Raw genomic sequence first — 24,649 nt, forward strand, 5'->3', positions numbered from 1 at the left:
CTACTTTTCAATTTTTAAATGTGTATGTTTCTTATTGGATTTCGCCAAACCAATTGTAAGTGGTAATCCAAGTACTAAGAAAACGATGACATCGGAAATTGTTGCTCCTAATACTTGTATAACAATTTTGTCAAATGGTTCTCCCATCACAATAATATCGAATGCCCCAGCAAATATAATAGCAATGACAATACCAACTAGCCCAGTAATTGCTAAATAAGAAATATCCCCCTTGTTAAACGACCCGTTTTTCACACTAAAACCAACTCTTTTTTGAATAAGCCCCATTGAAAAACCAATAATTCCTGAACTAATAACCCATCCCCACCAAATACCCCATCCAGCAATCGTATCTGTTACGGTATGACCGATAAGTCCGATTAACAGTCCTGCCACTGGACCAAATAATGCTCCAAAAACAGTTAATATAGCTAATGCTGGTTTAATAAATGTATTCGGTGCAATAGAAAATCCCCAAAGTCCTAATATCCCGTATAATGCTGCTCCAATACCGATTGCTACTACTAACTTTGTTGATAATTTATTCATGACAATTCCCCTCTCATATTAGTCAACTTTTATTACTCTATATTTAATTTAAAAATGAATTATGCATCGACACTCCCTTTCTATACAACAAAAAAATGACCTCTTACATAAGAGGTCACTTTCTTTCACTTTCAAGAATCCTCTTATCTTTCAAAAAACACATCGTGTCCTCTGCGGAATTAGCACCTTCCTATAAAATTGCATAGGGGTTGCTGAGGTTTCTTAGGGCCGTTCCCTCCACCTCTCTGGATAAGTATTAATTTGTAATTCGTATTATGGCACTAAAGAATGTAAATTTCAACACTTTTCTTACTATTTTTATTTTTTATTAAATAGCACATTTAAATCATTGTATTCTTATCGGAATTATGAAATAATGAATTCAAAATCGTTTCGGGAGGAATGCATTATGAAAGTTATTGGTTTGATTGGAGGATTAAGTTGGGAATCTACATCATTATACTATAAACATATTAATACACTTACACTCTCTCAATACGATCAAAATGCGAAGCTAATTTTATATAGTATGGACTTTGGTGAAGTAACTACTTTATTACAAAACCATCAATATGAAGAAGTGAAAAATGAACTAGTTACAGTTGCAAAGAAAGTTGAAAAATCTGGGGCTGAATGTTTATTAATGTGTTCAAATACTGTACATCTATTTGCCGAGGAGGTAGAACAAGCAATATCTATCCCGCTTCTTCACATTGGTGATGTAAGTGCTAAAGAAATGGTAGAACAGAATATAAAACGTATCGGACTATTAGGAACAAAACAAACGATGGAGCAAGATTTCTATAAATCACGATTAGCGAAATATAACATTGAGACAATTATCCCAAATGACGAGGAAAGAACTTTTATCCACCATGTCATATTAGATGAATTAAGTAGAGGGATCATTTCAGAAACATCTAAAAAAAGGTTATTACAAATTACAAAATCATTAATTCAAAACGGCGCTGAAGGTATATTATTAGGCTGCACTGAAATACCTTTACTCATCTCCCAAAATGATCTTACTGTTCCCGTTTTTGATACTGCTTTTTTACATGCAAATACTGCTGTACAATTTGCTGGATAAGAATACACAAGCATAAAGGTGAGAACCTCTATGCTTGTATACAGTTACGACTAATTATCCCGCTATTTGCAGGCAGTAAAGCCCCACCAATTAAAGTTTTACTTTATTTAAAAGAGATTCAATAACTGCAATCGCTTCTTTTGAACCACCACATTCTAAAAAGCTATCATTAAGTTTTCTTATACCATATTTATACTTTTCATTTGAAAGTACATCTGTTACGGCCTCTTTTAAAGTGTGTACATTAACATGTTCTTTCAATAGTCTATGTGCCGCTTCAAGCTCAGTTAATCTTTGCGCTATCATTGGCTGATCTTTATCATGCGGTATTATTACAAATGGGACATTATAATGAATGGCATCGTGTACACTATTCATACCGCCATGTGTAATAAAAACATCTGCTTCATTTAATATTTCTGATTGAGGTACGTATGGAGCAATTATAAAATTATCTGGTGCTTCCTTAATTTTAGAAATATCATTTCTATCACCAATTGCCATTACAACTATCCCATCAAAATCTGAAAAAGTATCAATACAAGTATTAAAGAATGGTTCGAGTCCTTCAAGCAGTGTTCCCATTGAAATATAAATAACTTTCTTTTCTTTAAGTGATTCCAGTGGAAACTTTATATTTATTTTACGCTTTGAAATACTCGGTCCCATAAAAATGTTATTTTCCCCGAACGATTCGCTATTAGGTTGGAAATAACGACTTGTGTATACGAGACAAACATCACCCTTATTATTCATAAATTGAAGATTATTCTTTGGTTTTACTCCAAATTTATGTTCCATCTGATTTAGTAATTTTTCAGAGATTTCCTCTGGTTGAAATGGCATATCTGCATTTGGATGAAAAGGTAATGTCTTCAAAAATTCTGGCGGAATTAAAAATATAGGTGAGGACACTACACCTGGAACTTGTAAATATTCCTTTACTAACTCTCCTGCGCCAAATATATCATAAATTACGAAATCAAAATTTATACTTTCATATAATTGTTTCGTAATTTCTAATATATATAAAGAAGTTTGAACATGCACATGAAAGAAAGCATTTAACCCAGATGAGGTTTCAGCATCAATAGAAATCTCTTTTAATAGATCCGGATGAGTATGTACAGTAGCTCCTAAATCTTCAATTCTATCCTTAAAGTTTGCCGTTGTAATATAATGTACGTTATCCCCTCGTTCAGTAAAGGCTTTTACTAAATTTAATGTAGGGTTTACATGCCCCTCTGCTGGAAAATTAACTACTAAAATATTTAGCACTTATTCCTCACTCCTTACATTTCACTGTTTTAATTAAGCATACTGTTATTTGTACAAGTAATCTTCCCCTAATAGTCCTAATATGCTTGCTACATTATATTGATAAATAATTTTCAGTCATCAACATAAAAAAAGCATCTACCTATGTAGATGCCTAACCGTGATAAGGAGTGTTCTGTGAGGTTAGAACAAGCGTTTCTGCTTGTCCTATGCTATCAATATATGATTTATTTTATAAAATGTGAATCGTTAATAGAATTATTTTATCCATTTTATATGATCAAATGGATAAAATACCATTTCTACTTTACCTATTATATTTGATTCATCAATAAGTCCAAGTGTATTCCTACTATCTTTACTATGATTACGATTATCACCTAACACAAATAATTTATGCGTAGGAACTTTTATTTCTCTAAAATTTGAAAAACGATTGGATACTTGCGACATATCTAAATGTATATACGACTCATCACGCTTTTTACTGTTAATAAATACCTCATCCTCTTTTAGTTGTATGTTATCCCCCGATAATCCAATAATTCGTTTCACATAGTAAGTAGGCTCGTCTTCTTTTTTTATAATGACAACATCTCCATGATGAAAAGACAATAAACAGACGTTTACCTTATTAACAAGTATATAATCTTTTTCATTCAAAGTAGGTTGCATAGAAATTCCTTCTACCATACAAAATAAAAAGGATTTATTAATAAAAATAACCCCTATTATAATGAATATGTAGCTACATATGTTCCGCCAATATTTTAGAATAAACAGCTTCATATATACCTCATTTCTAATCTATTCCCAGATAAAAACGCCTCTAGTTTACAGAAATACTAGAGACGTTTCGTACATTTTAATTCTCTTTAGAGGCATCTGTTTTTGGCGCTTCACCAGTTAATCGCTTATTTTTCAAATCAAAATAAGCATCTAAAACTTCTTTTCCAATATCGGAGTTAATTCCCGATTTATCATTTTCAACCCATGGTACTACAACAGAAAATGCTACTTCTGGATCATCATATGGCGCATATCCAGCCAATGTTAAGTTATAACATTCTCTACGATCACCTTTCGCATTTCGCCCAATTTCATTTTCTCCACCATATACAGTTTGTGCGGTCCCTGTTTTACCAGCTGGTTTATATGGTGCTTTTTGGAATGCTCTTACTCCCGTTCCATCTCCCTCTTGAAATACTTTTCTAAATCCTTCTTTTACTTGATTAATATATTCTTGTTTCATATCGATTCTATTTAAAACAACGGGTTCTATTGATTGTACTACTTTACCAACCTCATCTTTTTGAACGGTTTGTTCTCTAATCTCTTGAACAATTTGTGGTTTCATTCGATACCCTCCATTTGCGATAGTCGAAATATATTGTGCAAGCTGAAGTGGTGTATACGTATCATATTGTCCAATAGAATAATCTAATAAGAAACCAGGCTGATTATCTTTTCTTCCAATTTGCCCTGCGGTTTCATTTGGTAAATCAATACCAGTTTGTACGCCTAGTCCAAATTGCCTGAAATAATACCTCATTTTATCAAAATATTCTTGTTTAATATCTAGTGAACTATTTTTCACATAACCCACGCCAGCAATTTTTAATGCTATATTAAACATATAAACGTTTGAAGAAACTTGTAACGCTCTTAGATCGTCTATATCACCAAAATTTTTCCAAGACTTCTTTTCCTTAGTTCCTTTAAATTTCATAGGTGCATCATAAAAATGTGTTCCAGGAGTTATTGCATTTGTTTCAAACCCTGTTAACACTGTCGCACCTTTAACCGTTGATCCAAGCTCATATGAACTTGTCAGCGTGCCTAAAGCATAATCTTCAACTTCCATTTTCCCGTCTTTTTCTACAAGCCTTTTCCCAGCCATCGATAATACTTGGCCATTTTTCGGATTCATCATTACTACGAAAGCACGGTCTAACATTGATTCTGATCCTTTATATTGTTTTAATATTTTTTCTATGCTCTCCTCTACTTTTTTTTGCAATTCCATATCTATTGTTAAAGTTAAATTTTTACCGCTTTTCCCTTCCGAAACCGTTTCCGTTCTAATAGTATTTCCTTGTTTATCAGCAATGCTTCTTACTTCTTTTTTTGTACCATGAAGTACATCTTCGTATTGCTGTTCGATATAACTTTTGCCGACCCTATCATTTCGGCTATAATCACGCACTAAATAATAATCTAATCGTTCAAGTGGCAATCCTTCATCAGCATTTGAAACGTTACCAAGGACAGAACGGAATAATCCATCATTTACATAGATTCTCTCCCAATCAACTGATGCGTCTACTCCTGGAAGGTTCGCTAAATTTTCACTAATCACCGCATATTCCTGTTCACTAACGTCCTTTTTAATAATTTGAGGTGCCATTTGAAAACCTGAGGTCATTTTACTTTTAATAGCTAACACTTCTATATCTTTAGCCGTTAGTTCTTGAAGATTTTTATCTGTAACGCGTTTCCTTTTTAAATCTTCTATTTTTTTGTCTAGCTCTTTTCCGGTAATATCCTTATCTCGGAACTTATCTATTTCTTTTTTTGATACTAAGTCTTGAGCAAGTTCTGGATTTAATTGCATCCAAAAGTCTTTCTTATCAGTCTCAGTTAACTTATCTATATCTTCTTGCGGCATTTCAATAATATCTGCAAGTTGTCTTGCTGATTTTAATATTTCTTCTTGTTTTACACCTTTCACCTTTGTATATGTAATCGTACGTAAAGACTTATTATCAACTACTGGATTTCCTTCACGATCAAATATTTTCCCACGTGGTACAGAAAGGCCCACGGTTGCATTTTCTCTCTTCTCTACTTCATTTTTATATGTTTCTCCATCAAAAATTTGCACTTTCCCTAACTGAATAATAATGCCAGAAAATAATAAAAATACACAAAGGAATAAAATATTTAACCGGAGAGGTACTACTCTACCACTTTTCTTCTCTTGCTTTTTCACCTTGTCATAATCTCCTCCTTACAATATTTCAAATAATAATCACATTTCTATATTAAAAGTAATGTACAATTTCTATACATTGCTTTGTACAAATATTAATATAATGTTTAAAACTTAATAGAAATTAAAACAAAGGTAAAGAAAAGGTAAAGTTTACTAAATTAAATATAAAAAATACCCAATAACAAAAAGCTTAGTTTTCACTAATCGCTTTGTTATTGGGTATTAATTGATTTAAGAATTACTACTAGTGCGTATTGCTATACATTTGTCGTCACAATTAGAAAGAGATTGTTTACTTAGTACTTTCGGTAAGTAAATAGTTACTGTTGTCCCGACACCAACCTCGCTCATGATACTAATTGTCCCTTGATGACTTTCAATAATTTTATAACTTAACATTAATCCAATACCAGTCCCTTTTTCTTTCGTACTATAAAAAGGTTCACCTAATCTCTTAATTCTTTCTTCAGGTATTCCTATTCCTTCATCTATTACATGAATGATGACACCATCATCATTTATTTCTTTTATGTGAATTGAAATTTCCCCACCATTTGGCATAGCTTCGATTGAATTTTGCAAAATATTAATAAATACTTGTTTCAATTGATTTTCTGAGCATTCAATAATTATATCTTTGTCATCCGTAAATAGTTCAACTTGAATATTTGTCATAATTGCTTTTGTATTCATTAACGATACGACATTTTTAAAAATTTGATAAATATTTTTCTTTTCTGTATTTATCTCATCTGTTTTAGCAATTGCCAGAAATTCTTGCAGGATCGCTTCTATCCTTTCAATTTCAGAGAGCATAAGATCAAAATATTTTTCTTGATCTTCTTTATTAATTTGAAATAACTGTATAAAACCTTTAATTACAGTTAAAGGATTTCTTACTTCATGAGCCACGCCAGCTGCTAATTGACCAATTGCTGCAAGCGTATCTGATTTATTTAGCAATTCTTCTGTCTTTTTTCGCTCTGTAATGTCGCGTACAATAATCATAATTTTATCATGTAATAATGGTAAGCACCTAGCCTCAAAGAAATCAATACTTCCATTAAGTGTGAGTGGATATTCTACAATTACATTCGTTCCTTTTTCCTTAACTTGATTAATGGCTTCCTGAAACTGCTGTGCTACTGACGTTGGTAATACTTCGTAAAACTTTTTTCCCATAAAAGCTTCTGCGGGTACGTAAAACTTTGTAGGAGATCCTGCCTTGTAATCTATAATTGTGCCATCATCTTCTGTTAAGAAACATAAATCTGGTAAAGCTTTAAAAATTAATTCCAGTTCAGATGTTTGTTGTTTTAACTGCTCTTCTATCGCTTTTAAATGTGTAATATCTACACCAACAGCCCAATAACTATATCCTGTTACAGGAAACTGTTCTGATATATTCGACCACATTATTGTTTTGATTTCACCATTTTTACATGTTAAGTGCATTTCCCAATCTCTGAAATTTTTTCCACAAGTTAAAAATTTCTTTTGTATTTGATGGCGATAATTATGATCAGGATACAATAATTGCAGTGCATTGGGATTTCCAATTATTTCTTCAGCGGTATAACCTGTTACAATTTCGCATTCTCGATTCCACAAAACAAAATCTCCATTATAATCAAGCGCATCGACCATAACAGGCATGTTTTGTAAAATCGTATGTAGTTCCTCCTCTTTCTGAGAAAGCAACGTTGTATTTTTACTTTGAAATACTTTTATTGCACTATCTAAAATTAAACTTGAGAGCATTTCAAAGTATTTTTGACAACTGAAAATTTCACTTTTTTTGGACCATACAACAAAAGATCCTAAATGTTGATTGTATAAGAAAATGGGGATTTCAATCTTTGGAAGTTTACTCTTTTTTATCTCATTCATTCCGAATGAAAAAACACACTCTTTTTCAGCATCAAGAAGTTGATGTGATATGTTAGTTAATTTATAAAATTGTTCTGCCATGGTTTCTATTGTACTCACATCAATAAGTTCCATTAGCCGCGAATTCATTCCTTTTTCACCTCAATATGTAAAATTAATACAAATCTAAAATTCATACTTCTCCATTATACGAAGAAAGCTAGTGTAGGTATATAGCTGTAGAATAATTATTCGAACAAATTTTATTTTTCAATTAAAACAAGAAAAGAATATATATACTGAATATACCTTTAATTAGTATATATTTCGTTGATTCCTCACTTATTATCTAGATAACTTGAATTCCTCCTTACATTCACTGAATTTTTACTCGAGATTCATACACGTTACTAATAGCGGTATAAACATGCAATAAGTATAAAGTTCATAAAATATTCACATTTCCTATGAAAAATATAAACATTTATTCCAATATATTCTATATAATAAAATGTAATAAGGCTTCTATGAATCTCATAGAATACCTTACCCCTAATAAAAAAGAAAAAAGAATCCATTTGGATTCTTTTTTCTTTTTTTAATTACATTACATATTTATATAAAGCATGTGCCACACCATGTTCTTCATTTGATAACGTTTCGTATTTACACATTGCTTTTATTTCTTCAACTGCATTTCCCATTGCAATTGATATATTCGCTTTTTCCATCATAGAAACATCGTTTAGTCCATCACCTATCGCTACAGTGTTTTCAACCGGAATATTAAGATGTTCTGCTAAAGTATATAATCCATTCCCTTTTTGAGCATCTCGATGATTAATCTCTAAATTGTGCCAATATGAAGATGTAATTGCTAAATCTGTATTATGAAGAAATGTTTCTTTTAGTTTTTTTAATTTCTCAATATCATAAGAAAATGGTAATAGTTTATGCACATGTATATCTGTTTCTACAATTGGTTTACAACTTTCCGCACTATGAAACGCTGTATGCTCAAGATATAATGCTGCGATTGTTTCTAACTCTTTCAAGTCGAAATTTTCTTTTGAATTCTTCACATACTCAATTTCATTACGTACACTCTCTACTCCATAATCCGGTACATACACACCTTTATCAGTATAAAGCTGATAATATAAACCATTCTCTTCAAGATATTCTACAATTTCAAGTGCCTGCATATTTTGAATCGGATATCTCTTCATCATTTTTTTATCTTTATATATAAGAGCCCCATTTTCCGCAATGATTGGACACTCTAAATTAACTTCTAACAATAATCGCTCAATGTCAACAATAGAACGTCCTGTACAAATTGCTACAACATGGCCAGCTTCTTGACATGTTCGAATTGCTTCTGCATTTTCTTTACTTATCATTTTATTCCCCGAAAGAAGAGTTCCATCTAAATCAATTGCGATTAATTTCATTATTTCTTCACCACTTTCTATAAATACACGAGTTCTAATTAATTATTAGGTATCGTTTTCATACAATCCTCGTGAGGTACTTCTTATTTATAATTTATGAAAAGCGTTTCAGGTCAAGAAATAATTAAAAATAAAATCCAAAGCTTTTCTTTTTAAAAAAGCTTTGGATTTTAAACTATGAATTATAACTAATGTATTTTGTCTCACACATGTACACATTTTTTTCTTCAGTTGGGATATATACTTTAAACTTTTCTAGCCGTTTTCCATAGACATGAATCGTAATAACGCTTTCATTTTTACTAATTTCAAGAATATGACAATCCGCTGGTGGAATTACTTTATCTGTTTCTCCTTCTCCCAAATAAAGATTTCCTGTATGTGTTAAATAAACAAGTGAATTTCCAAGTTGTTTCGTTTGTATAAAGTTCTTCACCATAATCCTTCCTGAAAAAACGCCTTCTACTCCCCATGTGCCGTCATGGTCATGTAAAGGTGTAGATTGTCCATCTTTCCATACGAGAGCTAGTACTTCAAAACGTTTGAGCGGATCTTCATACAATAAATGTCGTGCATATTGAGTCAAATTGGCCTTCTGTTTATCTAACGGAAGCCATGTTTTCTTTTCTAAAAGTTCTTCTAGTAACTTTTCAATGCCACACACTATTTCTTCTTCAAATAAACCGTTTTCCATAAGATTTGTAACACCTTTAATAAACTTTTGAAATGATTTACTTCCATTACAAGTCAACATAAGAATCCTCCTCTACGTTTTATACAATTCCATATTAAGGTAATTGCCGAAAACTCACAATTGAGAAACAAAAAAACAAGATGCAAATGTATGCACCTTGTTAAGATTTTTATTTGGCTTTCAATCGAATAGGTAAGTATTTTAATGTTTGTTCATTTTCCAATATACATTTTTCTAAACAGAAAGATGGAGATAGCTCTATTTTTTCAAAAGCATTTATAAAGGTAGTTAATGCAATCTCAGCTTCTAAACGTGCAAGTGGTGCTCCTAAGCAAAAGTGAGGACCTTTCCCAAAGGTTAAATGCTTTTCATTTCCTGTTCGATGTACATTAAATTGAGAGGCTTGTGAAAATTTTTTCTCATCTAAATTCGCTGCACTAACCCACGCAACAATCATCTGATTCTTTTTCATGAAAGGACCAAATATATTTGTATCCTCTGTAATCCTCCGGGCCAATGTAACAGGAAAGCGATAGCGTAATACTTCCTCAATCGCTTTTAAAATTAAGTTAGGTTCTTTTCTTAACTCTTCATAAATTCCAGGTGAATCTACTAAAAAGCAATAAAAGCTATTAATAATTAAATTTGTAGTGGTTTCATTCCCAGCCGCTAGTAAACCTAATGAAAAGGTTACAATTTCTTCATCGGTTAATCTTTCGTCTTCATATTCAGCTCGAATTAAATCAGAAATGATATCATCGGTTAAATGATATCTCTTTTCCTGAAAAATCGGTAGAAGGTATGCTTTGAATTCATGTAATGCTATCCCTTTCTCGGCATCCAGATCATTAAACTTTTCTTTACTATACGGCATAAATAAAATATCAGACCATTCTTTCATTTTTTTACGATCTGTTGTTGGGACTCCTAATAAATCGGAAATAACGGTAACAGGTAAAGGTGCAGCAAACTGTTCAACGATATTAACTTCACTACATTTTTCGATATGTTGTACAAGTTCATCTGCGATAGCCTGTATTCGAGGTTTCCACTGTTCTAAACTTCTTGGAGTAAATGCCTTAGAAACAATGGAACGTACATTGCGATGTTCTGGTGGATCTGTAGAGTTTATATTTATTCTAGTTTCTAAAGGAGGGATTGAGAATTGTCTGCGCTCCCTTCTACTTGAAAATAAGCGATAATCTGATAAAACACGATTTACATCATCATATAAAAAAACATTCCATACATCCTGCTCTTCATCATAATGAACTGGGTGATTATCCCTCATCAAACGATACCATTCATATGGATTCCATAATTCTTCTTTTGTTTTCAGCTTTGAAATTTCATGAACTAAAATAACATTTTCAGGTGAAGCCATAGTTCTTTCCTCCCTTTTCTTTTACAATAAAAGTGATAGGTCGGCAGTCCAAAGTTGTATAAACTATCATATGTTATTTTAACATATACCAAAGGGGATTTTTCATTAGAGAACTTGAGAAATATATAAGGGGGATTTTTATGTACGTTGACATTTTACTACTAGCAGAATTAACGACAGGACCAAAACATGGATATGAAATTAAAAAAAATGTTCAAAATCGTTTAGGTGAAAATTTCGAATTAAATCACAACATGCTTTATCCTGCCCTTCGGCGCTTTGAAAATATGGGTGCTATAACGAAAAAAACACATAAACAAGTCGGAAAACCAAACCGAAATATGTACGATATAACAGAAACAGGAGAAGAAATTTTTTCTGAAATGTTACGAGAGTTTCCCGAAAAACTTGCGACAAACAATACAGAATTTCTTGTTCGTATTGCGCTATTTGAAAAACTTGACTATGAGGATAGAAAAGAGATTTTGACTGTACGTCAAAACGTACTATATAATCAGCTTACTGCTATTCAGTCTCTAGATGTTACCTCATCTTTTATTACTGAAGTCATTGAATTTAGTAAATCACGAATTGAACATGAATTGAGTTGGATTACATCACTTATGAAAAAAATATGAAAAAATAACAAGAAAAGTTAAAAACAATGAATGAAAATGATATTTATTATCAATACTATAATTAATAAAAGGGCAACCACGATTTGGCTACCCTTCAAACATTTATACTTCTGGATCGAAAGTTTTGCAATCTGTTTCTTCCGTTGTAGATGCATGTTTACCTTTATGACTTACTACGTAAATTGCCTCTGCACTACATTTATTACCGTTCGCCCAAAATTTACAGTTATTTACTTCACATAAAACGTCTTGTGCCATAGTATCACACCTCCTTGTTCTATTATCATTAACAAAATTCGGAGGTATGATACTCTTTGTCATGCATTTTTTATTCCCTTTTTAGCTTTCTTAATGGTTCAATATCTCCTCGTACAATCACATCTATATTTTCAGTTATTTTTTCAATGTCAAAATGCCACCATTGAATTTGTAATAATTCTTCTATTATTTCATTTGAAAATCTCTCTTTTATTTTATTTGCTGGATTTCCACCAACAATTGTATATGGTGCGACGTCTCTAGTCACAACAGATTTAGCTGCAATGATTGCACCATCTCCTATTTTTATTCCGGGCATAATAGTTGTGTCCATACCAATCCAAACGTCATTTCCTATAACTGTATCGCCTTTGTAAGGTAAATCAGACAAACTAGGTGTATACTTCTCCCACCCATTTCCAAAGATATTAAATGGATATGCCGAAAATCCATCCATCCGATGATTCGCTCCGTTCATAATAAAGTTAACTCCAGATGCAATACAACAAAACTTTCCAATAGTAAGGCGATCCCCAAGAAATTCATAATGATGTAATACTCGATTTTCAAATGTTTCTCCATCTTTCGCATCATAATAAGAATAGTCACCAACAAGTATATTAGGTTTTGTTATTGTATTTTTTATAAATTGAACGTTTTGATTTCCTTCAATAGGGTATTTAATATTTGGATTAGGATTCATTTTGTACAGCACTTCCTTTACCACTTATTTCACTTTCTACCGCTATTACTGGCTTTAAATTGTATATAGGTAAAATAAACAATAATCCAATTATAAAAAGTAAAGCCGTCCCTTCATACATCATACTTAATGAAAACATCTCTTTTAATGAGCCAGCTATACTCATCGTTACTACCATTGAACCGGTAAATAGCGGACTTAAAATACCATTTACACGACCTATAAAATCGGTATCGCTATTTTGAATAATAAGCGTATTAATACCAATTTGGATACAAGGAAGAGCTAAGCCACTAAAAAGCTGAGCTGTAAGTGTCACCCATAAATTTGTAGAATATCCTATAATGCCAATACCAATTGCTTGACCAAGCATACCGATAATTAACATCTTTTGCGGAGCAACGTTTTTCGCAAATACCATTGCTAATGCTCCGCCAACAATCATTCCCGCACCATTTACTGTTAGTAGCCACTGTAAACTCTCTTTTGATAATCCTAGCTGCTCAGTCACAATAAATATACCTAATGGTTGAATTAATCCTATACCTAGTCCTGCAGCCATAAAGCAAAGCCCTAGCAAAGTTAATGCTTTTTTCTTTTTGACATACTTAATACCATCCTTCATCTCCTGCAGCAGAGTGATATCTTTCTTTTCTACGTCGTTTTCAAGATCTTTCGGAAGAAATAACAATACAACTGCCGCAAGTAAAAACGAGATACCTGTTATGATGATTGAAATATAAATTCCAAAACTATGAAAGATAAATGTCCCTAGAATTGGTCCTAATACCATAAATATTGCAAATATCGTTTGATATATAGACATCGCTAATTGAATTTGTTCCGTTGATAAATGTTGTTTAAACAACTTCATTCCAGATGGTTGTGAAAACTGTGAAAGGATTGCAGAGATGAGTGTCACAAAAAACACAATTTTCCAAGTTCCAAACATAAGCGTAATTAATACAGCGAATACTGAAATGGAACTTAACGTTTCACACCATATCATTGTCTTCTTTGGCTTCCACCTATCAGCAAAGGTACCGCCAATAAATGAAAAAATAAAAATTGGAGCGAATTCAGCAACTGAAATCATAGAAATAGCAAAAGCATCACCTTTTGTCATTTCCATTACATATAGTAATACCGCAAAGTTTCGAACCCATATTCCTATTTGTAAAAATAATGCTGATGCTAAAATCCCTTGTACAAACCGATTTTTTAATACTTGTGATACCCCATTGTTTTGTTTCGTTACTACATTTGTCGACATAAAAAAGCCTCCTATTTCATGTTCTGAACAGGAGGCAGCACAAATCATATAAAAAGACTATATATTCGCAGAGCGAAATACATCCCTTTTCTATAAATGTACAGACTAACCCTATTCAGAAGAATATTTCGTTTTTTAACGAAGATCTCTTACAAATAGAATTAGTTGATCATTGGGATGTCTTCACCCTTCCGTTTCGAATTTAAATAACACATACATACTCTATGTAAATCATTTTCGATGTATGCATGTCTCCTTTTAACTATTCTAGAAAGTTAAAGGTAATTCCTCTAAAGAACGCATTAAATAGTTACCTTGCCATTTAATTTCTTCACGATTCCCTTTTATTTGTAGTTCAGGCATTCGATTAAACAAAGTAGTAATAGCAATCTTTGCTTCTAACCTCGCAAGTGGAGCTCCTAAGCAGAAATGACTACCATGACCAAAGGCAATGTGACGGTTGTTCTCCCGTGTAATATCAAATATTTCTGGATTTTCAAATACTGTTTCATCACGGTTCGCTGAAGCCAATGCAATAATAACCATATCTCCTTTCTGTATTGTTTGATGGTGAATTTGAAAAGGTTCCGCTGCCCATCTTGCAGTTGTAACCTCAACTGGAGAATAATAACGCAATCCTTCCTCAATAGCCGAATCAATTAGTTTGGGATTATCTTTTAATAACTGTAATTGATTTGGATTTTCAAGAAGTGCTAATACCGTATTTGTAATTAAATTCACTGTCGTCTCATGTCCTGCGACAATTAATAGCATTATCATTGAATATAGTTCCCGAGCGCTAAGTTTATGCCCTTCACTCTCTGCAAGTATTAAAGCACTCACCAAGTCTTCTTTTGGCTCTTTTCTTTTAATATCAACTAAATATTGAAGATATGTAATAAACTCAGATAGTTGTTTTTCGGTCTCTTTTATTTCTTCAGGTGTTTCTGGTGATGCAATAACAGCATGAGACCAAATTCTAAATTTCGCTTGATCTTCTTTTGGAATACCGAGCATCTCACTTATTACAATAATTGGTAATGGAAATGAATAATCATCCACAAGATTTAATGTACCTTTTCGCTCTATATTACTTATCAAATCATCTGCTATTCTCTGAATTCTTCCGTCTAATTGTGCAATCATCTTCGGTGTAAAAGCTTTTTGAACTAAAGATCGTAAACGACTGTGGTTAGGTGGATCTGAATTTAGCATATGTGTTGTTAAGTGGTCACTATTATCAACGGAAAGATACATGTTCTTTGTATCTTGAGAAAATACATTTGTCCAATCTTTTTTTAAACGATTATCTTTTAAAAGTGGCAGAGCATCTTCATATCTAGTAATGAGCCATTCTTTACCGATTTCAACTTGGTTTACAAATAATATAGGTTGTTTTTTTCGCGATTCTTTATAAATTTCATACGCATCTTCTTTAAATTGAGCTGAAGCTAAATTAATGCCATCCTCTATGCTTAACCCAACTTTGTTTTTCATTGACATTGTATTCCCTCACTCTCATTTGTTTTTGAAAACCAACCAACATATGCATTATACTCTAATAAAAACGTGAAAATTGTAAATTTTTAATCAAAATCTTACTTCGTATATTGAAAAATAAAAAAGTGAGAAAGTAAAATCGTTTCACTCTCCCACTTCTCTTTATGCGAAGCACATAAAATTACTAATTTGTTGATAGCGATAACTTACTTTACGACGACGACCACCTTGCCAAGTGTAACCTGATACTCCGTTTCTTCTCACTTCAGTCGGAAAGAACCATAAATCTCTTCCAAAAGGCCCAGGACGATGTAAACGTAAATAGCCCCATCTTCCTAAACAGTTACACATCCATGATTTCATATTGCCTGGTTGTGCCGGAGAAGCAAATGTAGACGGTAACGATGGCGCTTGTGACGGTGGTGGTGACGTTGGAGCATCCTCCGCATCATCTGGTCTGTAATCTTCTTGTTCAATATCTCTCACTTCATTTGTAGGTTCATACCCGTAGTTTTGTGGATTATAATACATCGCTTGATCATATGGATAATTTTGTTGGTTATACATATTAACAAATCACCTTCTTTTCATTCATTACCTTTATCATTCATATGTGATATGCCCTCTCTAGGAAGCTTATGTATAGCCCAAATTCAACTTAAAAAGCTCGTATTATTAAAAATACGAGCCTTTCAAAAATAGAATGTGTTTATTATTTCCTTAACTTCACACTATAAAAACGCATTTCATCTAACGAACCTTCAAATTCAAATACTTCTTGTTTAATTAATTGTTTCAAGCGATATTCTAAGAATGTATCTCCAACCAATTGTTCAACAAGACCAAGTGCTTCACCAATTACTCTAGGAGCTTTGAGGAACTCTCGATCAGCACCCACACTTTTCGCGCATTCAATTATAAATTGATCAAAATAATCTTCTTGTACAAAATGCACTTCATTTTCTTTCCACACTCTTAAACATTCTATGCTTTCCGATAATCTATCCCACTCATGTTCAAACTTCATTCGCTTCTCTTCAGTTAAATAAGGTAACTTTATAAAACTTTTTTGGAATAGAGCTAAACTTTCAGGTGGTAATTCTCCCGTTCCACGAATATCATACTCTTGTTTTAATATTTCTCTACTTGCTTCAGACGTATTAATAACTCGAATGTTTTTCTTATCCTTTAATTGTGCTATTACAAAACTTAGGCCTACATGTTCATGTGCATTATCAGCCTTCCAAATTGTAATAGGTGTTTCAACAGGAATAGTATGTAGTTCTTCTATAGTTGCTATAAATCTTGATAAATATTCTTCTTCAAAATAACTATCATAAGCAGTTAAGTTATTTATTAACCACTCCTGTCTTGCTAGTTGCCCCTCATTCGTATGCAACCTATATATCGGTCCAATTGAAAAAAATTCCGAAAAAGCAACAACACTCTCTTCAAATAATTCTTCTTGACTTAACATATATTTTAAGCAACCAGCCGTTGAATCATCAAAAGCAATATGTACGTGCGTACTTTCTTTTACATTCCTTTTATAAGTAGGATTACTTGTTAATTGTTTCGGAATATCCATCAAATTTTTAATTGTATCTTCACTATAGTTTTCTTCTAATAAGTTTAACTGTATGAGAATACTTTGAAGTAAATCTTTAGCCTCATCTTCGTACATATCCTCTACAGCATTTTTAATTTTATCTATCACACAAATCCCTCTATTCATTTCAAAAATAACGTAGATTATAGTGTATCATTTTAGTATAGTTCTTTAAAGTCAAATCCAGATTACTACAGCAATCTGGATTTTCAACAAAAGCTCTCCTTATATTTTTGAATTGCTAAATATTTTTACTTTGAAAATCCTTGTATCTAAATGTATAATTATATAAAAACAAAAATATAGGAGCTATATTTATGGATAAAGTACTTACAAATTATAAACATTACTTAAAAAATTGGAGATTTATATTTATTTGCATACTACCTGCTATTGCCTTATTCGTTACTTTCGATGTCATCTTTGAACTACTGTTTCATCAAAATTTCTACTTATCTAACTTAATTTCTGCTATCATATTATTTTTAATATTTATTAACGTTAAAGATAAATTTAAAATTAAAGGCTAAAAAACACTATTTCAAAATAGCCCTTTATTATTGCATCCTACTATAAAATAAGGCTCATAGTAGATTTTCATAAAAAATAAGAGCACCCTGCAATTAGCTGCTCTTATGTGATTAGAGGTTTTTTCTGAGTATTAAGTAGGACACGAAGATCTTGTCCTACTACATAATATATGCTTGTACTTATTATTTCGTGCATGTATTAAGCACCATGTTCAGGTACTTAATATATGCATAGTCATTGCTAAAAAATCTACTCAAAATTTCATTGCACAATTTCATAATTATAAATTAAAAAAACATCCTCAATGGATGTTTTTTTATCTAACGATTTTAAGCTTCCATAAACTTAGCCGGTACACCAATTTTTTCAACTACAGAAGATATATTAGTAGGATTAATCATTACATTTTCAATACATACTAATTTATTTTCTAATATCCCATTCTCTGTAGTAATAAGTTCTTCAAACCGATCTAAAGTCATTGAGAATTTATGTTCACTTCCACCATTCATACTAACTTTTACATACTTCATAGTGTCACCGCCTTTCATAATAATTTACATTTCGACAAGAAGGCGCTTACATCCTTTTTATTTACTCTTAGATTTCTCACGTTTACATATATTTTGAGAAAAGAAACTACTATTATTTACTCACAAAATTATTGCTAATAAGAAAGATAAAGATAACAATACACAAAGTGGAATATATAAACCGGTATCCATTCTAGCAAAGTGCGTATCTTTTTGTCGTTTAAAGATACCAAAATAATTGAACTCACCAATTACTCTAATAGAAAAGATGATCATACAAATCCAGGAACCGACTTGAATAATAACATTAGGAACTGCAAAATGAACAATTTTTGCTTGTTGCAACAAAATTATTGCTGCCATACTTAATAATAATGCAATGACCAATGTCATTCCGGCACGAGGTGTAAACGCCTTTTCCCCTGCTTTAGTTGGAATAACACTATTTGTCCCCCAATTACCTTCGAAAGCCCAATATACATGTAAAAAACTAACTAAGAATAATATACAAGCAGATATATATGTAATGATAAGCATTTTATCCTCCCCTTATTTCATTTTGGTTCCCACCTATAAAATATGCTGTTCCCCCCACATTAGCAACCTTCATTTCATTACATAAAAAAACCGTAATGATTTATCAATATTAAGATACGTCATTACGGGGTTATTAAACCTCATTATGCATTATACCTATTTCTTCGGCGTTCCATCCTTGTTTGACCTTGAACTGCATTTTCTTTGTATGGATCTATTTGCTCTGTCATTTCATATGTTGCAACTGGTTCTTCGTACTTATACTCATGGATCTTTTCTGGCATTTTACTTTTAGATTCTTTCCCACCAAACTTAAATAGTTTCATCTTTAATTTCGGCAATCTTGGAAGTTGAATCTTAATTGATAATCTTTTGCGTTTCTTTTTTGGTCCAAGTAGATTTATATTTTCTTGATTATCTTTCTCTTTGCGGTGAATGAACATCGCAAGTAATCCTCCTAATACAAGTCCTCCAATTAATAGTAATATATATACATAATGGCTTGTCATTAAACTCGTTATGCGTTCAAGTATGACTAACGACTGTACTTCTTTTATATCCCATAGTAAAGCGGCCCATAATGAGAATAAGCCCAAAGTAAGTCCATATGTACGAAAACGGAATAAACATGGAATTAACGCGACACATGCAGCAATTTTCGCATTTGCTATGATTGAGCTTGTTGCAATATCTTGATGCCAAATAACTAACAGTAGTGTTATAAATGGCGCATACGCTATCCAACTGCATATACGTGAATACATCTTTTTAGCAAAATAACTACCGAAACTAGTAAAAAATAAAAGCCCTCCAATATATATAGATTGTTCTAGAGGGATTTGCTTTGTAAGTCCTGCAATTGGAAAGAGGCCGCTCAATAGCATTAAGAGCACATCTAATTTCTTCACAATTCCCCATTCCTTTCAAATTTTTTCAATTAATAAAAATCGTTTTTCCATATGAAATAGTTTTTGTATTTCTAAAAAACATATTAATCCTGTCTGCACATAAAGTAAATATGTAAACGAAAAGATACTTGACAAAGGATATCCTTATTTACATAAAAAAATGACAAATCCTGATCGATATAACGAGCAGGATTTGTTTACTAGTATTTAAAGTAGAATAATTGAATCTTTCTTTTCTACTTTTACTACATCTACATCCAATTCATCATCAAATTCTTTAAACTCTCTTGCATCTATGTCAGTAATATAACTCTTTATTACTTTTTCCATATGCATGGAATATGTAATGTGTACATTCTTTTTCGAAAGCATACTAGAATTACAGCACATGTAATGTATCATTTTAGCGATATAATCCCTTTCTACAGGTTTTACACCCAATGGTAAAATTTCAAGTATATATCGCTGAAAAATCCCACTACAATTAAGTGAATATTCACCAGTGCTATAATACATCCCTTTTTGATCTGTATATAAGCCAATGCTATCTAGAGCATCATCAGATTCTATTACACCGTAACTTGGTACATCAAAACCTGTATTTATTCTAATAATATTTAAATTTGGAACCTTTAACACCTCTGGAACAATATCAGGTAAAATATCTGTATTAATTTCTTTATTTTGTAACTCTTTTATCCAATACCTTCTCAAATTTGCATCTACAATGAAATAAACTTGTTCATTTTGTTCTTTTGCATATTGTACAATTTCCATTAATGTTTCGGAAACATATTGTTTAAAAAAAGCTCCCATATCATTTCTCTTTGATGGTTGTGGTAAAAATGCATTATGTTTATTTATATTTAATAATACGTAATCAATCGTTTGCCATTCTGTATTCCCATATAATTTATATAAAATTTCTTTTCCTTTTATTTTTGAAAGAATAGGTAAGAAATCAAATTTCGATATTCGTTCAATTGATAAATTAACATATATACAAGGTAAATTTATCTTATTCCAACTACGCTTCAAAAATCCTTTTTGCTCTAATAAACTAAAAACACTATTTACAATTGTTTTACGAGATACACTTTGGCCTATAAATAAATTAATAAATGTTGAAATACGGTTTGCTCGTGCAAATCCCTCTCTAATGATTTGTTTTGGATCAATTTTTTCTCGTCCATCACAATTTTTCAATGCGATTAATGCTAATGTCGCATCACTGCGCTCGCCCGCGGTAGCATAGACAGCTTTCGTAACATCATCTACAAGATTTGTTTTATATTTTTGGCAATATTGCATTTTATATGGATTTTGTAACACCTTTTCAATATTGTATCTCACAATCTTTAATAACACTGGAAAATCTGTATTCAATACATAAGAATTTTCACCAACTTTAGTCAAAACAATTTGACTCTCAAGTAATGTTTGTTCTATTTCCAGCACTATATCTTCAGACCAAACTTCTAATGTTAATGTCTCTAATCCTTTTGGTGCAAATAAAGGAAATAATTCATTTTTGTTATTTGTAGCTACCTTTTTACATTCTGGAAGTATTGTGAAATAAGAGAATTTACGCTGAAATTCTTTAAATAAATACTCTCTTTCCTTTACTGTTATACCCGGTTCTATTTTAGTACCTTGAACTTTATAAATTCTCTCATTGTATGGAAATAACACCCTTTTATTTTCTCCTACAATATAATCTTTCGGATATTGGAGAATATGGTCTAAATCCACCTCTCCCCCTATTTGAAAATCATCTTTTAAATTTCTAAATATCTTAATCCATTTCATGCCGGTTGTAGCTTGTTGTATTTTTAGTTTTACAAACCGTATTTTTTTATTATTTGACGCAAACTCTGAGGTAGAAATCAATATCATGCCTCGTTTCCGTCTTAAAAGTAAAGGAATATCTGGGTGATTATATTCTTGATATTAAGACTGTTTTTATGAGCATTTCTTATAAGTATGATGTAACTGATTAAAGCCATTTTCAAAGACGACATATCGGCGATAATTTATGTCTATTTTGTATTGGTGTTAGCAAGTTCGTTTGCAAACTTGTTAGCACTTTTTTATATCTCCTCCATTACATACACCTTCACAAACATAGTAGCTCCAATTAATTTCTATTATAAAAAAAAGAGCTTAGCTAAGTAGCTAAACTCTTCTAAAAACATTATCTAGAGAATTTTCTTTCCTTCTTCTGTTGCTTAGAAGAGTTTTGTAAAAGACGTAACGTAAATAATACGGTTTGGAAGTATTCACATTCCAACATTAACTGCCTAAGAAAGACTGGTTTGTTCTCTGTCTGACTATATTTTTTGGCGGTTTATTCCATAATTATGTAACATAGAAATTTAATCAAAAGCAGTTAATGTACCATTAATTCGATTAAAATTAATTAACTCGTGACTATTTTAATCCAAGCTAAAATTCTCGTAAAACATGTACTTTTGCATACACCTTAATAGCGAATTGTTTAAATACCATTTCCCTAAAAACTCAAAAAAATTCTAACAAGATAGCTATAAATAACTTCTTGTTAGAATTTTTTAAAGAAATATTTCTAAATTCCTAAATCATTTTGAAACCAAAGACTACATAATTATCTTTTTGTTCATAATCAGTAATATATAAGATTTCTACTTTAACATTACGCCCTGTATATTGCTGCTTTTCATCATCCCATTCATTTAAAATAACTTTATCACCTATATGAAAGTCTCGATCATTTTTTCGGATTTCAAAAGTTTTAATTTGTTCTAGAACGGGTGTAAAAAATACTTTATTTATTTTCAAATTATGTAACATAGTTTCAACCACCTCTAATGATACAGCTTTAACTTCTAACAAAATTTATTAACTCTTGGAAAGGTTCAGTTTCATCGTAAATAAATAACTCAATATTCCTTTCTTCAGAATACTTAATCGCTTGTCGAATTTCAGAATTCTGAAATTCCTCTAAAAGTTTAATTGAGTATTCATTATTATCTCGTTTTAGTAATCTTTCTCTAATTACTTGAGGATTATTCTGTATAAGAATAATTTTAAGCATATTAGTGTCTTCAAAAGTCGAGAAAGGTAACATGGTAACATGACTATCAGAATCTAACAAGCAAAAATGTCCATCTAACAATAAGGTAAAACCATCCTGTTCTATCTTATTTAATTCATTTTTCCACAATTCTTGATTTCGTGAAATACCATTTGTATTCTTGTCAGATGTATTTATATTATTACCAGCTTTTCTAATCAAATCACTAACAGAAAAAGATTTAATCTCTATTTCTTTTCGCAGCTTTGTTACCAAAGTAGATTTTCCCACTCCATGTATACCTGATAAAAAGATATATTCCACTCCTACATGCCTCCATTCGTATAGCAAAATGATTGGGGTGCTGCTTTTAAATTGCTATCGAAATCAATTAAATCTAGGGGTTCTTCATATTTTTTAAACTCTTTGATTTGGATAGCAACTCCCTTTTGTCTTCCCGCAAAGTAATGATTAAAATAACTTTTTGTTATACCCGAGTGATTTTTCGTTTTTTTCCATATATTATCAGGATTATCTATTATTATATCTTCTATTTCAAACTCGCCTACTACTTTTCCAAATGGTTTAGTTGCGTAAACAACTACAGAAGAAATATCCTTCCGCTTAAAAATATTTTTTCTATACTCAAATCTCTTGTTTCCTAAAATAATTTCCTCTACGAACTCTGGTTTAATTGATAATAAAACTTTCATTTACCTCACCTAATTCTAAAATCTTCTCAAATTGTAAGTCTGTTAATGGCATAAAACCTGCATATCCATCATTAATTAAACCTTTTCCAAGCAAATCATGCCTAATAATACGTTTAGGGAATGCTATATTGTAAAGCATTTTAATAATATGAGGATAATTTTTACGTCTCCAAAAACTTTCCAACTCTCCTCTACTAAATATTGTTCCTTTTCCACAATATTTAATAAACTCTTCTACTGTACTAAAATCTCTAATATGCTTTCTCTCTATCACTGTACATACTGATGTAACAACCGAATTCCATCTAGCCCATTTCCCAGGTTCGGCGGTTCTATAAATAATAAGCATATCTCCTGAATTAATATTATCAACCCCAATCATCCCTGTTAAATAAACTTTTTCAACTGTATTTGTGAAGGCCAAATCTTCTATTTTATGGTTTGTCTCTGTTTCAAGCTTAGATAAAGGAAATAATTTTGTATGATACGTTGGATGAATGCCAAGCAAAAATTTATTATTATTTTCTATTTTAATTCGTGGAAAATCTAAATGAAAATTATCTTTTGTCTCTAGTGATTTTACATATACTAATTCACCGTTATCTTTCGTACCCCAAAAACAGAATCCAAATTTCTTAAATAGCCTAATCAAGGGTTTTTGTTTTTCAAAAACTGTTACATAACATTCTAAATAATTTTCTTCAATCATTCTCTTTAAAATTAAACCAATAAATCGTTCTCCTAAAACCGTCCCATGTCCATCTATTTTAAAAGTACCTATTTTAAGACGTCTCTTCTCTTCGAATTTTGGAGTAATAGTATCATCAGCCTCAATTTCTTCTTTGAGATATAAAAAACCCTGCAATTCGTTTTCTTTTAGAATATATGCATTCTCACCTTCAGTAGTTTTCTTTTCAAACCACTTTTCAAATCCACTATAATCCTCTATTAAACTTTTAAAAAAAGAATCTTTTACATCCAACTTTGAAAATTTAACATATTCAATTACATCATTTTTCATGAATTACTTCCTCCTATTTTATCATTCTTAAGACTATAACACAAACGAACGTTCGCAATT

The 24,649-nt window shown here is 31.5% G+C and carries 25 protein-coding genes and 1 riboswitch; of the genes, 3 read left to right on the forward strand and 22 right to left on the reverse strand.

The window, feature by feature from the left end; all coding sequences use genetic code 11:
• Positions 1-549 (reverse strand): ECF-type riboflavin transporter substrate-binding protein, encoded by a 549-nt coding sequence (locus tag ACTFRM_RS12450; RefSeq protein WP_001038210.1) that lies wholly within the window; start codon positions 547-549, stop codon positions 1-3.
• Positions 550-689: 140 nt separating this feature from the next.
• Positions 690-805: riboswitch (SAM riboswitch) on the reverse strand.
• A gap of 153 nt (positions 806-958) precedes the next feature.
• Here ACTFRM_RS12450 and ACTFRM_RS12455 point away from each other — a divergent pair.
• A complete protein-coding gene (locus tag ACTFRM_RS12455) occupies positions 959-1,639 on the forward strand; it encodes an aspartate/glutamate racemase family protein (protein WP_000864372.1) in 681 nt (226 codons plus the stop codon).
• 90 nt (positions 1,640-1,729) lie between these two features.
• Here ACTFRM_RS12455 and ACTFRM_RS12460 read toward each other — a convergent pair whose 3' ends face one another.
• The 7 genes from ACTFRM_RS12460 to ACTFRM_RS12490 all read right to left on the reverse strand — a co-directional run bounded on the left by ACTFRM_RS12460 (position 1,730) and on the right by ACTFRM_RS12490 (position 11,313).
• Entirely contained in the window at positions 1,730-2,917 is a 1,188-nt protein-coding gene (locus ACTFRM_RS12460) for a macrolide family glycosyltransferase (protein WP_322372855.1), read from the reverse strand.
• 258 nt (positions 2,918-3,175) lie between these two features.
• Positions 3,176-3,706 (reverse strand): signal peptidase I, encoded by a 531-nt coding sequence (gene lepB / locus ACTFRM_RS12465; RefSeq protein ID WP_322372854.1) that lies wholly within the window; start codon positions 3,704-3,706, stop codon positions 3,176-3,178.
• Positions 3,707-3,782: 76 nt separating this feature from the next.
• Positions 3,783-5,909, reverse strand: a complete 2,127-nt coding sequence (locus ACTFRM_RS12470) for a peptidoglycan D,D-transpeptidase FtsI family protein (protein WP_322372852.1) — start codon at positions 5,907-5,909, stop codon at positions 3,783-3,785.
• Between the two features lie 234 nt (positions 5,910-6,143).
• Positions 6,144-7,931 carry a PAS domain-containing sensor histidine kinase gene (locus tag ACTFRM_RS12475; protein WP_001088561.1) on the reverse strand — a complete coding sequence of 596 codons (1,788 nt, stop codon included), beginning with the start codon at positions 7,929-7,931 and terminating at the stop codon, positions 6,144-6,146.
• 452 nt (positions 7,932-8,383) lie between these two features.
• Positions 8,384-9,235: a Cof-type HAD-IIB family hydrolase gene (locus tag ACTFRM_RS12480; protein ID WP_000766393.1), complete on the reverse strand. Its 852-nt coding sequence runs from the start codon at positions 9,233-9,235 to the stop codon at positions 8,384-8,386.
• A 175-nt stretch (positions 9,236-9,410) separates the two neighbouring features.
• Positions 9,411-9,989, reverse strand: coding sequence for a cysteine dioxygenase family protein (locus ACTFRM_RS12485; RefSeq protein ID WP_000954442.1), 579 nt, complete (start codon positions 9,987-9,989; stop codon positions 9,411-9,413).
• A 109-nt stretch (positions 9,990-10,098) separates the two neighbouring features.
• Entirely contained in the window at positions 10,099-11,313 is a 1,215-nt protein-coding gene (locus ACTFRM_RS12490) for a cytochrome P450 (RefSeq protein WP_322372851.1), read from the reverse strand.
• A gap of 140 nt (positions 11,314-11,453) precedes the next feature.
• On the opposite strand from ACTFRM_RS12490, the gene ACTFRM_RS12495 reads away from it, so the two are divergent.
• On the forward strand, positions 11,454-11,951 hold the full coding sequence (locus ACTFRM_RS12495; RefSeq protein ID WP_322372850.1) for a PadR family transcriptional regulator: 498 nt from the start codon (positions 11,454-11,456) through the stop codon (positions 11,949-11,951).
• A 102-nt stretch (positions 11,952-12,053) separates the two neighbouring features.
• Here the strand turns inward: ACTFRM_RS12495 and ACTFRM_RS12500 are convergent, their stop codons facing one another.
• From ACTFRM_RS12500 to ACTFRM_RS12525, 6 genes are all read right to left on the reverse strand, one after another.
• Positions 12,054-12,209: a DUF1540 domain-containing protein gene (locus tag ACTFRM_RS12500; RefSeq protein WP_000046095.1), complete on the reverse strand. Its 156-nt coding sequence runs from the start codon at positions 12,207-12,209 to the stop codon at positions 12,054-12,056.
• A gap of 70 nt (positions 12,210-12,279) precedes the next feature.
• A complete protein-coding gene (locus ACTFRM_RS12505) occupies positions 12,280-12,912 on the reverse strand; it encodes a Vat family streptogramin A O-acetyltransferase (protein WP_001069204.1) in 633 nt (210 codons plus the stop codon).
• Entirely contained in the window at positions 12,902-14,185 is a 1,284-nt protein-coding gene (locus ACTFRM_RS12510) for an MFS transporter (protein ID WP_000106396.1), read from the reverse strand. Before ACTFRM_RS12510 ends, ACTFRM_RS12505 begins: the two co-directional genes overlap by 11 nt.
• A 267-nt stretch (positions 14,186-14,452) precedes the next feature.
• Positions 14,453-15,688 (reverse strand): cytochrome P450 family protein, encoded by a 1,236-nt coding sequence (locus tag ACTFRM_RS12515; protein WP_000062133.1) that lies wholly within the window; start codon positions 15,686-15,688, stop codon positions 14,453-14,455.
• A gap of 159 nt (positions 15,689-15,847) precedes the next feature.
• Positions 15,848-16,252 carry a hypothetical protein gene (locus tag ACTFRM_RS12520; RefSeq protein ID WP_000282687.1) on the reverse strand — a complete coding sequence of 135 codons (405 nt, stop codon included), beginning with the start codon at positions 16,250-16,252 and terminating at the stop codon, positions 15,848-15,850.
• Positions 16,253-16,397: 145 nt separating this feature from the next.
• Positions 16,398-17,402: a DUF1835 domain-containing protein gene (locus ACTFRM_RS12525; protein WP_000565687.1), complete on the reverse strand. Its 1,005-nt coding sequence runs from the start codon at positions 17,400-17,402 to the stop codon at positions 16,398-16,400.
• 209 nt (positions 17,403-17,611) lie between these two features.
• On the opposite strand from ACTFRM_RS12525, the gene ACTFRM_RS12530 reads away from it, so the two are divergent.
• The gene (locus ACTFRM_RS12530; RefSeq protein ID WP_000362067.1) at positions 17,612-17,824 is read left to right on the forward strand and encodes a hypothetical protein; all 213 of its coding nucleotides are present in this window, start codon (positions 17,612-17,614) and stop codon (positions 17,822-17,824) included.
• Between the two features lie 330 nt (positions 17,825-18,154).
• Here the strand turns inward: ACTFRM_RS12530 and ACTFRM_RS12535 are convergent, their stop codons facing one another.
• From ACTFRM_RS12535 to ACTFRM_RS12570, 8 genes are all read right to left on the reverse strand, one after another.
• The gene (locus ACTFRM_RS12535; protein WP_000878369.1) at positions 18,155-18,358 is read right to left on the reverse strand and encodes a hypothetical protein; all 204 of its coding nucleotides are present in this window, start codon (positions 18,356-18,358) and stop codon (positions 18,155-18,157) included.
• 120 nt (positions 18,359-18,478) lie between these two features.
• Positions 18,479-18,895, reverse strand: a complete 417-nt coding sequence (locus ACTFRM_RS12540; protein ID WP_322372848.1) for a DUF3995 domain-containing protein — start codon at positions 18,893-18,895, stop codon at positions 18,479-18,481.
• 143 nt (positions 18,896-19,038) lie between these two features.
• Positions 19,039-19,803, reverse strand: a complete 765-nt coding sequence (locus tag ACTFRM_RS12545; RefSeq protein WP_322372847.1) for a DUF3959 family protein — start codon at positions 19,801-19,803, stop codon at positions 19,039-19,041.
• Between the two features lie 207 nt (positions 19,804-20,010).
• Entirely contained in the window at positions 20,011-21,693 is a 1,683-nt protein-coding gene (locus ACTFRM_RS12550; protein WP_149287454.1) for an RNaseH domain-containing protein, read from the reverse strand.
• A 702-nt stretch (positions 21,694-22,395) separates the two neighbouring features.
• On the reverse strand, positions 22,396-22,632 hold the full coding sequence (locus tag ACTFRM_RS12555) for a DUF3850 domain-containing protein (RefSeq protein ID WP_283746351.1): 237 nt from the start codon (positions 22,630-22,632) through the stop codon (positions 22,396-22,398).
• A 28-nt stretch (positions 22,633-22,660) separates the two neighbouring features.
• A complete protein-coding gene (locus ACTFRM_RS12560) occupies positions 22,661-23,179 on the reverse strand; it encodes an ATP-binding protein (protein ID WP_440043334.1) in 519 nt (172 codons plus the stop codon).
• Positions 23,180-23,181: 2 nt separating this feature from the next.
• Positions 23,182-23,568, reverse strand: coding sequence for an ASCH domain-containing protein (locus ACTFRM_RS12565; RefSeq protein ID WP_440043335.1), 387 nt, complete (start codon positions 23,566-23,568; stop codon positions 23,182-23,184).
• On the reverse strand, positions 23,546-24,589 hold the full coding sequence (locus ACTFRM_RS12570; RefSeq protein ID WP_440043336.1) for a hypothetical protein: 1,044 nt from the start codon (positions 24,587-24,589) through the stop codon (positions 23,546-23,548). Before ACTFRM_RS12570 ends, ACTFRM_RS12565 begins: the two co-directional genes overlap by 23 nt.
• Positions 24,590-24,649 lie beyond the last annotated feature (60 nt).

The sequence above is a fragment of the Bacillus cereus group sp. MYBK227-1 genome, from assembly GCF_051916325.1.
GTDB classification, from domain to species: domain Bacteria; phylum Bacillota; class Bacilli; order Bacillales; family Bacillaceae_G; genus Bacillus_A; species Bacillus_A cereus.